Below are 12,316 nucleotides of genomic sequence, written 5' to 3' on the forward strand. Positions count from 1 at the left end.
AAACTGATGAAAAGTTATTTAACAATCAACTGGAATAAAATGCTGTTATGGATGGTGCCATCTATACTAAGAAAGCAAAAGCACCTATTATTGCTACAAACTTTTTTAGAACCGCTTTTTAATTTATATCAAACAAATCTGTACAAAACACAACATAGCGGACAAGTAATTTATTTAGAAAAAGTATTAAATGAGCAATTCAATCCAGAAAAAAAATACGATCCGAATTACAGTACACAACAAAAAAAACAAGAAGAACTGATATATATAGCCGAATCTTTAAAGCCTAGTTTACAACACATTTATTTACATGAAGAACATGATCTGGGTTATGAAGCACCTCTAGTTTATAAACGTAATGAAGTGACTCCAGATTCAGGAAAAGGGATGTATTTGGTTGGAGTAAAAGATTACACAGAAATAGAATATGCCAATTTCCGAATCATGATTCCAGAATCCTTAAATATTAAAGAGAAACTAGACGGAATTGAAGGTGCAGAAAAAATTCAAAAACTAACAAACGAATTATATTTTACCGACAACGCAAATTCTCAACATCAAGAATTAGGACCAGTAGATGTAAAAACATCAAAATTTCATGAGCTAATACGCTTCTATAAGTTAGCAGGAAAAACCTACGAAACCTATAAGTATTAGTAGATAAACTGATTTCGACTGTTTTTTGATATGTAAGTTATAGTAGATAAATGATTGTCAGTTCGAGTATCGACCTTTGGGAGATGTATCGAGAACTATTTGATAATGTTTCGATAGTTCTGCTGAATCTGATTCAGTACATTTTTTCCCTCCCTTTAGTTTGAAAAACCAATCAATGTGACAAAAAGAATATACAAGTAATTAATTATCATAAGAATAGTAATCGAATTCAGATAAATAATAATAAAATCAGAAAAAATTCAAGTTATGAATCATGTAGATTTTACCCAACCGGGTGGATTTCCCCTAGAACAAAATACATTAGCAAGATTACAAGCAGCATATAAAGATGAGTTATTTATGGTCTTTAAAAAACACTTGGGTGTTAAAGAAGACAAAAATTATCTGTTATATCCAGCATCTAAGGAAGAGAAAGGATGGTTAATCATTCAAGGAAATTTAATACCTGTAGATGCTATTGAAAATCCTACTGGATTTATTCAAATGACAGAAACACATGATGAGCTTGTTTTTCGTTCAGGTAAAAAACATAAAGTATTCATAACAAGAGTTGCTGAACATGTAGATAGCATACCAACAGATGTAACAGTATTTCATCAGTTTGAAAAACAAGATGTATATGTTACATACTATAAATTAGAAGATTTAGAGGTAATTACCAATATCCCAGATTTAGGGAACATATACTTGCCTCTGGATGGAAGCACCGCAATGACTGGGGATTTAAATTTAGGAGGACATAAAATCAGTGCTTTAGATGTACAAGAACAACAACAGGCAACGATTCGTTCGAAAGAAATTCTAATAGGTCATACTACAGGAAAAGGAACGGTAACTCCAAGTAATCCATTAGGAAGAGTATTAGTAGATGAAGGAGCTACATTGAGTATTAATCATGAAGCAGACTGGGAATATCTTCAATTGAGCGGTAATATAAATATGCCTCAATTACCGGATACTGTTGGGAATGACAAGAATCCAATTTTGGTTGATGAAAATGGCGTATTAACCAGAAGTAAAGGAAGTTTTGTAGGAAGTATCATTCCAGGATTAATAGCCTTATGGGATCAGGCAGAGATCCCTTTTGGCTGGATTTTATGTGATGGTTACTTAGGAAGAAGTGTCAACGGCTTTACAATTCCTGATTTACGCAACGACTTTTTTAATAACGTACGATATATTATGTACGTAGGTAGATATAATAAGTATCCAATAGTAGATATAAAAAGTACGAAAATAATAAATGATAAAATCGATATAGAACTACCGTGGTTACTAAATGATCCTGAGTATATTACGTTGTTTGGAGAAGTGAGTGATGAAGATGGAACAGTAGAAAGTTTTAATTGGAGTTATACTACAGTCCCTAGTGGATTAACTTGTACTATAGAGTATCCTGATCCTACTAATAAACTAGAATTAAGAGTGAGTGATATTCAAATAGGAGTGTATGTTTTTAAACTTTCAGCAAAAGATAATGAAGGCCTAGAGTGGTTCGATGAAGTTACATTAAACGTTACTCCAAATCAACAACCTACCCTCAGAGTAGATGGAAATATTACCCTAAAGGTAAATAAAGACCAAGACACAACTGCAACAACCCTTACTGCTGTTGTAAGTGATGATAATATACCAGGGATAAAATATGAATGGATTAATTTATCTAATAGTAAGGTAGTTGGAACGGGTAAAGCATATACAACTCCACAATTAAAAATTGGGACTTATAATTATAAAGTTGTAATAACTGACGATAGAGGACAATCTGAGGAACAAACGGTAACAGTTAATGTAGAAAAAAATAAACAACCGCCTACAGCTATTATTAATGTAATACCCCGTAATGATTACGATACATCAGTTACTTTGATGGGAGATAAGTCAAAAGATGAAACAAACGGAGATTCAATTATAGAATATAGTTGGACAAGTAATCCTCCAATATCGATAAATTCCAATAGTACGCCTAATATAACAGTACATGGATTGCAGGTAGGGATAGAATATACATTTACACTTACAGTTACAGATTCAGATGGCCAAACGGGAAGTACTAGTACAAAAGTTAAGGTAAGCCCAAAGCCTAATACAAAACCAGTAGTAAAAGCAGGTTTGGATCAAAGCTTCACAAAAATAGTAGAAAATATAGAATATACAGGAAGTGCTTTAGGTAGTGTAATACTATATGGAGAAATTACTGATAATGAAACAAGTCCAGAAATACTAGATGCTACTTGGATACAAGAACCAGGAGGAAATACAGCTGTAATTGAATCTGCAAAAAATTATAAGCAATCTAGAGTAAGTAGTTTACAGGAAGGTCAGTATAAATTTAAATTACAAGTAGTAGATGGAGTATATACTGTTACTTCTGGAGTACTAACAGTTAATGTTATTAGAAAACCAGAGCTTGTAATGACTTCACAAGAAGTAGGCCTTGGAGAGTTTTTTATTATAATCACAGGAGTTGCTGGAAAGAAATTCACATTAAAAGGTAAACTTAATACAGATAAAGCTCTGATGACTCTTGGAACTGGTTCTACAAGTGATTCATCTAAGGAGATAGAATTAACGAATCAACAAATACCAACTGGCCAAATTAGAAAGACATATAACGTTTATCTTTCTCCTGGAACAGCTGGTAATAATAGAGATTTAGTCAAAAATCCACTTACTGTATCTGGTAATATAACACTTATAGTAGATGGTAAACTTGAAGATAGAGTTAATGTCAGACATACATTCGATGGAAGATTTTAGAGTTTGATTGATCAGATGTATATTATTTTATTTAAATAATTAGAAGAGGATGAACACAATTGATTTCACCAAAGCAGGAGGTTTCTTATTAGAGCAAGAAACCTTGGAGATGATGCAAGATTCCTATGCAAAAGATTTATTTAATAGCTTTAAAAAGCAATTAGGAATTAAAGAAGCACAAAATTACAGTTATAAGCGAGCTACAGCAGATGCATTCGGTTGGATTTCTATTCAAGGAGAATTAATACCAGTTGTACCTGCTACTAAAATTACGCCGTATGTTGAGGTAAAAACAATATATGAAGCTTTAGTTTTTGGATCTGGAGAACATCGAAAAATATATTCACGTTCAGAAGCAACTCATATTGATGAAATTCCTTCTATAGTTCCACAACCCATAGAAAATGATGAAGAACGAGTAGAGTTTTCATATCACACTATCGATACTTTTTTGGAGGTAACTCATATACAAGATTTGTATAAGCACTTACTCCCTTTAGATGGAAGTGGAACTATGCGTGGAGATTTACATTTAGGAGGACATAAAATCAGTAATTTAGATGTAAAAGAACAAGAGTTAGCTAAAATAAGAACTGCAGCTTTATTCTTTGGAGAAAATGCACTTGGAAAAACAATTTCTGATCAGAAAAACAGACTGGTAATTAATGAAACAGAGGCTTGGTCAAAAGTAGTTTTGCATGGAAAACCAAATCTCACAACAATACCTGAAAATCCAAATACTCATAATCATACCTTACTTATAGATGGTCAAGGAAATATATCCAAAAGTATAGGAGCGTATATCGGAGGAATTCCATTAGGGTTAATCTTGGCATGGAACACAGATACACCACCATACGGATGGGTGTGGTGTGATGGAAATAACGGAAAAACAATTCAAGGAATTAGCATACCAGATTTAAGAGCCTATGCAAAAGGAACGACACAATATATCATCTATGTTAGATATACCAATCGTCCACCTGAAGGTTTAGTGATTCAAGGAGAAACTCAATTGACATATACAGCTCAAGAAGGTAGTGCAAGTACTATGCTTATAGCTTATGCGGAAGATCCTGATGGAGATACGTTAAATTACAATTGGACTATGCTTTCTGGAAGTACAACTATTTCAGAAGTAAATACACCAAAAATAGAGTTATTTGGATTAACTGCTGGAACCTATTTGTTTAATGTATCCGCATCAGATAAAGAAAATTTAAAAGTTGAAACCATAGTTACAATTGAAGTAAGCCAAGTATCTACTTCATCTTTATCGGTAAACAGATTACTAACAGGAGATTTGTTGAAAATAGAATCTTATGAGATAGTGGTTGAAGGAACGCCTAATGAAGAAATAATATTCTTTGCAAAAATGGAAGAGAATACTTCACAAGGTAATATTCATATTCATACATCAAACTCAGGGCTATTAATTGATGAAAAGGAATTTTCTCTTGTGTTAAATGCAGATGGAAAAACGTCATTTTTTGTATCTGTTGGAGCAGGAAATACGCCAGGAATAATTAAAGGAAGTATTCAAATTAAAGGAGATGATAGTAGCAAAGTTATAGTAGAAGCTATTCAGAGGTAAAACCTTAATTTTTAATTTATATGATATAAAAGATATATAACGAATCTAATTTAAGAAAAAGAATATCACTTCGATTGATTTTACTGGTGATTGAGTTTATCGAAATCAAAAGTAAAATTGTACTGAATCAAGTTCAGTAGAGTTATCGAGAATAAAATTGATCTTAAATATCAATTCAGAAAGTCATAAATAATCGAATTCAATTTTAAAATAATGTATTAATCGTGCATTATGAGATCATAGTCAAACTATGGTAATGGGATAACTATGTCTTTTTTTAGAAGAATGTAAGCAACGAAAATAAGTATAACTAATAATTAGAAATAGTAAAAATGAAACAAAATTATTTTAAAAAAAGTGCCACAATTGTATTGGTGTTGTATGGATTATTAAGCACTATTTGGGCAACGGCTCAAGTAAACTTTAAAGTGGGAAATATACTAGCATCTTCTGGAGATGTTATTGAAGTTCCAGTACTAGTAGAAAACTTCACAGAGATTACAGCTTTTCAATTGGAGATTAATATTCCATTGGACAAAGCTACATTTATGGATGTAACTAATGTAAATACTGAATTGTTTGAATTTAAGCCTCAAAATTATAATCAAACAGCAGAGGGAGCTATTAAAATTTTATGGGGAGATATTGAATTTAAAGGAAGAACTGTAGCAGATGGAGAACCTCTGTTTACCATAAAAATGGAAGTAAATACACAAGAGGAAGTATTTGCTATTGATTTAAATTTGAGTAACGCAGCTAATACAAAAGAGGTATTAGAAACGACCAAAGAGTCAGGAAGTGTTAGTGTAGATGCCTTACAATTTAAGATGGAAGATCAAATTGTAGGAGTAGGTACTACATTTGATATTCCAGTAAAAGCACAAGGATTTTTAAATGTTGCAGGATTTCAATTAAAAATTCAATTTCCTAAAGAGTTTGCTGAGTTTGTAACTATTGAAAATCCAAATGCAGCCTTAACTAATTTTGGATCGGCAAACTACTACTCACCAGAACCAGGCTTAATTAATGTAGTATGGGATGAGCCTAGTTTAGTAAGCACAACAATAGACAACGATGCGGTATTATTCACAATACAATTAAAAGCAGCTGATACAGCAGGTACGTTTCCAGTAGATATTACAAATACAAGTGTTTTTGATAACCAACCCCAAAGCATCTTTTCAATAGATTCTTCAGCAGACATTACAATCAAAGAGTTTGTTACAGTTTCAGGAATAGTTAAGAATGAAAAAGGAGAAGGTGTTGCTAAAACACTCGTAACACTACAAAATAGTAAAGCAACACAAGAAGTGATCAATAATAATGATGGTACTTTTTCTTTTACAGCACTACCAGGTGATAATTTTGAATTAATTCCAACAAGAGAGGAAGAAATTAATAACGGAATTAATGTAGCAGACATTTTAATTACAAGACAGCACATTCTTGGACAAACAACATTATCTCCTTATAAAAACATAGCTGCCGACGTAGACAATTCATTAGCTGTAGATGTAGCTGATATTATAACAATACGAAAATTCTTATTAGGTACAGTTACTTCTTTTTATCGCAATTGGGTTTTTACACCTGAGAGTTTTAGCTTTCCAGATCCATTAAATCCTTTATCAACAGCTTTTCCAAATACCATTGAATATTCAATTTTAGATGAGAATAAAGAAGATCAAAATTTTATCGCCATAAAAATAGGAGATGTTAATGATGATCATGATGTGCTTTTAAAAGGAGGAGAAATTACTACAGAGTTAGTTATGGAAGACATAAAAGTTTTTTCAGGAAACCAAGTACGTATACCTGTTAAGTCAAAAGAAGGATATATAAATATTGCCGGATGGCAAAGTACTATTGAGTTTAATCCTGACGTTTTATCGTTTTCAAAAATAGAATCAGGGGTACTTCCAATAACAACAGCAAACTACGGAATGCAAAAAGCAAGTGAAGGGAAAGTAGCTTTTGTTTATGATCAACAAGCGTCAAAAGGAGAAAGCTTTACAAATAAAGAAACACTTTTTTATTTAGTATTTGATGTGATTGGTGCTTCAGAAGATAAAAGTGACATTTCATTTACAAATGCTGAAATTCCTACAATGACTTTTTCTGAAGGATTAATACGAGGAGAGTTAGCAGTACAATCGTCAAAAATTAAGGTAGAAGAGTTAGAAGTGTTTGTTTTTCCTAATCCAGGAACCAAATTTACAATCCAATTTACAACACCAACAGTTAATACTGTAAAGTGGCAAGTAATGAACATGTCAGGAGCAATACTATTTCAAGAAGAAAGAAATGTAGAAGGAGGAACCAATACAATTCAATTTAATGCTGAGAATTTAGCAAGAGGAGTATATTTCTTGAACTACGAAATAGGTAATGAGAATAAAAGCCAAAAAATTATTGTAAACTAAGATGAGAAAGAGAATAATTTTAAGTCTAGTATGCCTAATTTTTATTGGCTTACAAAAGATTAAGGCCCAATATGTACAATGGGCATTTAATACCGAGAGTGGAAATTCTAAAGTATTTGGAATGGATATGGATGCTGATGGCAATACCTATACAACAGGTCATTATTATTCAGGTATTCAATTAAGTAAACGTCATAGTAATGTCGGTTTTTACATAGCTAAATATGATACAGATGGAAATGCAGTTTGGTCTCATGTTGCTGGAGCTGGAAATACGAGAGGATTGGCGATTGCAGTAGATAATAATGGAAATAGTTTTGTAGCAGGATATTTTCAAACAGATATAACCTTCGGAGAAGGTCCTACACAAGTTACGTTAACAACAACCCAAAATTTTCCAGCAGGTTTCATAGCAAAATATGATTCAAATGGTGTTTTCTTGTGGGCACAAAAAATACCCGGAGATCAAAATAATGAAGAAATTAGAGAGATTGAGGTGGATCAATCGGGAGATTGTTATGTTTTAGGTACTGCAAATGGAAATAATTATTTAGCAAAACACAGTGGTGTTGACGGAAGCGTAATTTGGTCTAGAAATGATACTGGAGCTCAAGATATCAGTACAGATGGAACTAACCTATATTTCACAGGTACATTTAGGGGTACAAAAATGTTAGATGGAAACACTATTACCAGTAGTGAGCGATTTAAAACTAATATTTTCTATGGTAAAATGAACGGTGGAGGAAGCATAATTTCATTATTGAGCAGTGGTGGAATAAATACTTCGGATGCAGTTCGAATCTCAAGTGATACATCGGGTAATGTGTATATTTTAGGAAGTAGATTCAGAGAAGAATCAAGCTTTGGAGGAAATCCATTGACATATAAAGATTTTAATAACATTTTTATTGCAAAATTTGGAGCTTCAGGAAATCAACTTTGGGCAAGACAGGCAGATGGAGTAGGTAATCCAGGTCCTGCAGCTAGAGATATTGTTGCAGATGAGTATGGAGTATATATTACAGGATATTTTCATACAACATTGGATTTTGGAAGTGTTGTTGTGAAAGGAAAAAATGCATTTTCAATACTATTTAAATCATATGTAGCAAAGTATGATATCAATGGAAGTAATCAATGGGTAAAAGTTTCTGGAGGTGTAAGTTTTGATGAACCTTATAGAGTAGCAACAAACGGAAAAGGAAAAGTTACCATTTCAGGAAGAACAGGAGCGAAAGCTACGTATGAATGCGTAGAGTTAGATTATGCTTCGCAGTCGTATTGGGGGTATAATGTACGTTATCATGATGCAACACATCCTTTAGCAGGTAGTTTGCCTGCAAATGCAGCACAAAAGCCAGCACCAGCAAATCCTATATCAGGAGATACCGTAGTATGTGCAGGTCAAAGTGGAGTTATATATACTACTGATCCTATTACACAAGGAAATGTAATTTATTATAAATGGGAGTTACCCGCAGGAGCGACTATAATTTCAGGAAAAGATACGAATTCTATTACTGTAGATTTCTCAGGAAGTGCAACTAGTGGAATTATAAAAGTTTCAGGAGTTAGTTTGTCTTGTGAGTCTGAGCCTGCAGAATTAGCGCTACAAGTTAAAAATATACCTTCAAATAGTGGAATGGTAAAAGGATTGACGCAAGTAGTATCCGGTCAAACTAATGTAACATATACTCTTGAAGGAGTAAGTGATGCAGATCAATATCAATGGACATTGCCTTCAGGGATTACTTCATCTAGTGGAACAACTACAACCACATCAAATTCAATACAACTAAATTTTCCTAATGCATCGGGTCAAGGTACGCTGCAAGTAAAAGGAGTAAATAGTTGTGGAGAAAGTAATGTGTATGCTTTAGATATAACCTATCAAGCTTTTTCAATTAGTGGAAATATTATTAATGAAAAAGGAAACGCTATTTCGGATGTAAATTTGGTGTTGACTACAGGTACTGATAAGCAAGAACAATTAACAAGCACTGGGACGTATCAATTTTTATCATTATCAAGAGAAGATTACATACTAAAACCAGAAAGAAATGACGCCGATCTAGATCCAACAGTAGGTTTTTTCGACTATGTAACATTATTGCAATATAATGCTGGATTTGCAACATTGAACGCTTATAAAACTATAGCTGCTGACCTAAATAATGATAATAAAGTTACTAATGACGATCTTAATTTACTACAAAATATTTTAAATGATGTAACTACTCCAATAATTACTTGGCGATTTGTTCCAGAAAATTACATGTTTACAGATACAAATCTGCCATTTACTTCAGGAATTGCTTTTCCAGAGGAATTACAATATACACCATTGAATGGGGAGAAAGTAGATCAAAACTTTATAGCAATACCTGTAGGTAAACTAGTCAATTAATCTAAGAGAAAAGAAATTACAATGAAAAAATATACGTTTTTGCTGTGTGCTATTTTATGTTATCTAGCCTCAGCTTCACAAACCTTATCAGAACCTTTATGGGCGACGTATTTTGGTAGTTCATCTGCAGATAGAACAATGGATGTAAAAGCAGCATGTAATGGTGATGTTTTTATTACAGGAAGTACAAATGGAACCAGTTTTACCATGTCAACAACAATACCACCTAAAATATACGGAAGCTTAGGAAATACCAATACTTATGTTGCGAGATTAAAGAGTGATGGGAGTACAGTTATATGGTGGGCTATTATAGGTACTACAGCATTTGATATGGCTTGTAGATTAGCTGTCGATTTAGAAGATAATGTATACTTAGCAGGACCTTCTTATGCGGATTTTGGCATAAGCTCACCAGCACCAGTTGCAGCCCATCAAGGAGGTGAAGATGCATTTTGTGCAAAATTTAATGGAGAAGATGGAGATTTACTGTGGCATACTTTTATTGGTGGAACTGGTAATGATTCTGGTGAAGGGATAGAGGTTGATCTAACCACAAATCAAGTAATTATCGGAGGAAGTACAACTTCTGCTAGTTTACCCTTACAGCACCCAGATACTGGCCATGCAGGCGATCAAGATATTTTTTGCGCTAAATTAACCGCGGATGAAGGAACATTAAAATGGACCTCACAACTTGGTGGAATCTACAGAGATATGGGATGGGGAGCTGCCATAGACTCTAATGGAGATGCCTATGTTACAGGGATGAAAGTGGGAGGAGTTACCGCAACAGCTCCCAATAATGGGTATGGAATGTTGAATGGAGGAGGAGATATGATATGTGCAAAATTTGAAGAGAATACTGGAAAAATATTATGGTATTCAGTGATTGGAGATGCAGGTACTGAAATTGCATGGGAAGTAGAAGTGAATAGTAGAGATGAGGTATTAATAGCAGGACAAGCTTCTGGTTCTTCTGTGTATCCATTTCCATGGAATGTAACTGCTGCAAGTCAGGCTTTATTAGTTAGTTTTAATGGAACTGATGGTACATTATTATATGAAAGGAGATATGGAGGAAGTAATGCAGAAAATGCATATCATTTGGCTTTAGATGGAAAAGATAATATTTACATATCTGGACAAACAAGAAGTAATGATTTACTAACAGTTGAAGTTGCAGCAAATAACACGCCATATAATGATACGTTTACGGGTTCAGATGATGTATTCTTAGCGATGTTTGAAGATAATAATGGTTCAGTGCCTTCACTACATTGGCATACGTATTACAGTACAACTGATCCAAGTTCATCTCGTGATGTAACGAATGGAATGACTATTGCGCCAGATGGTAGTATTTACATTGCAGGTGATACTTCAAGTACTAATTTTGAAGTGTTGAATAGTACTATACAAACAACTAAACTTGCAGGAACTGATGGTTTTGTAGTGAAGTTTAAACCTATTTATAATTTCTATACAATCTCTGGACGTATCTTAACAGATACAGGAGTTCCAGTTCCAGGGGTAACACTAAATTTAGAAGGAACAAATACAGCAAACTCAAGGCAAACAGTAACCTTAGCATCTGGTGAATACAAATTTCAATTGCTATCTCAAGATGATTATATATTGACCCCTTCAAGAAATGACGGAGAATATGATCAGAGTATTGTCACATTTAATGATTTATTTGCGATCGGAAATCATGTGTTTGGAGGGAATCGTTTAACTGAATATCGAATGATAGCTGCTGATATGGATAACGATAATGATGTAGATAGACAGGATTATTTTGCGTTTACTATAAATTACAACCTCACTAATTTAATTCATACATGGCGATTTGTAACTGCAGATTATATGTTTCAGGATAGAGATAATCCTTTCATAGATACGCCTCCTTTTCCAGAGACTATATCATTTTTAACTTTAAATCAAAACTTTATTAATCAGGATTTTATTGGAATGCGCATCGGTGATGTTATGGACTAATAATTTCTTATTGGTTAAGCATTAGTTAATGTGAATTTGGTATCATAAAATTTGTATCGAGAAGTTATAAAACTATTCTCGATACATTTTTTATTCCGTTAACTCTTTATAAAAAATACTCGAACTGACAAGAGTTTGTTATCCAAGATTGATATTGAATAAAAAAGGTATTCATTTAAACTTAAGTAACATGAGTCTTGTTTAATAATAAGAGTATTACTTCGAGACCTCTGACAAAAATTTTGAGAAATGACTCTAATAGTATTTAAGTAACTAAAATTCGATCTATTGATAAGAATTACTAAAAATCAAGGTAGCAGGGCTGGAGTTAAGGTGAAAAGCTGTTTGAGCGATAGCGAGTTCTTTTCATCTGTGGCTGACGATACTGTAGTATTTTTTAATTCGTATCATAAATCTTGATTTTTGCTCCTTTGTATCAAGGCAAAGGAG

The 12,316-nt window shown here is 33.2% G+C and carries 6 protein-coding genes; all 6 read left to right on the plus strand.

Annotation, left to right across the window (positions count from 1 at the left end; genetic code table 11):
* Nucleotides 1-6: 6 nt before the first annotated feature.
* Entirely contained in the window at nt 7-657 is a 651-nt protein-coding gene (locus BVC87_RS07640; RefSeq protein ID WP_075341778.1) for a hypothetical protein, read from the plus strand.
* Between the two features lie 267 nt (nt 658-924).
* A complete protein-coding gene (locus BVC87_RS07645; RefSeq protein ID WP_075341779.1) occupies nt 925-3,438 on the plus strand; it encodes a PKD domain-containing protein in 2,514 nt (837 codons plus the stop codon).
* A gap of 49 nt (nt 3,439-3,487) precedes the next feature.
* Nucleotides 3,488-5,032 (plus strand): PKD domain-containing protein, encoded by a 1,545-nt coding sequence (locus BVC87_RS07650; RefSeq protein WP_075341780.1) that lies wholly within the window; start codon nt 3,488-3,490, stop codon nt 5,030-5,032.
* 332 nt (nt 5,033-5,364) lie between these two features.
* Nucleotides 5,365-7,455: a cohesin domain-containing protein gene (locus tag BVC87_RS07655; RefSeq protein WP_075341781.1), complete on the plus strand. Its 2,091-nt coding sequence runs from the start codon at nt 5,365-5,367 to the stop codon at nt 7,453-7,455.
* A 1-nt stretch (nt 7,456) separates the two neighbouring features.
* On the plus strand, nt 7,457-9,865 hold the full coding sequence (locus BVC87_RS07660) for a hypothetical protein (protein ID WP_075341782.1): 2,409 nt from the start codon (nt 7,457-7,459) through the stop codon (nt 9,863-9,865).
* A 21-nt stretch (nt 9,866-9,886) separates the two neighbouring features.
* Nucleotides 9,887-11,866, plus strand: coding sequence for a carboxypeptidase regulatory-like domain-containing protein (locus BVC87_RS07665; RefSeq protein ID WP_075341783.1), 1,980 nt, complete (start codon nt 9,887-9,889; stop codon nt 11,864-11,866).
* The last annotated feature ends 450 nt before the right edge of the window (nt 11,867-12,316 follow it).

The organism is Tenacibaculum agarivorans (genome assembly GCF_001936575.1).
In the GTDB taxonomy this organism is placed as follows: domain Bacteria; phylum Bacteroidota; class Bacteroidia; order Flavobacteriales; family Flavobacteriaceae; genus Polaribacter; species Polaribacter agarivorans.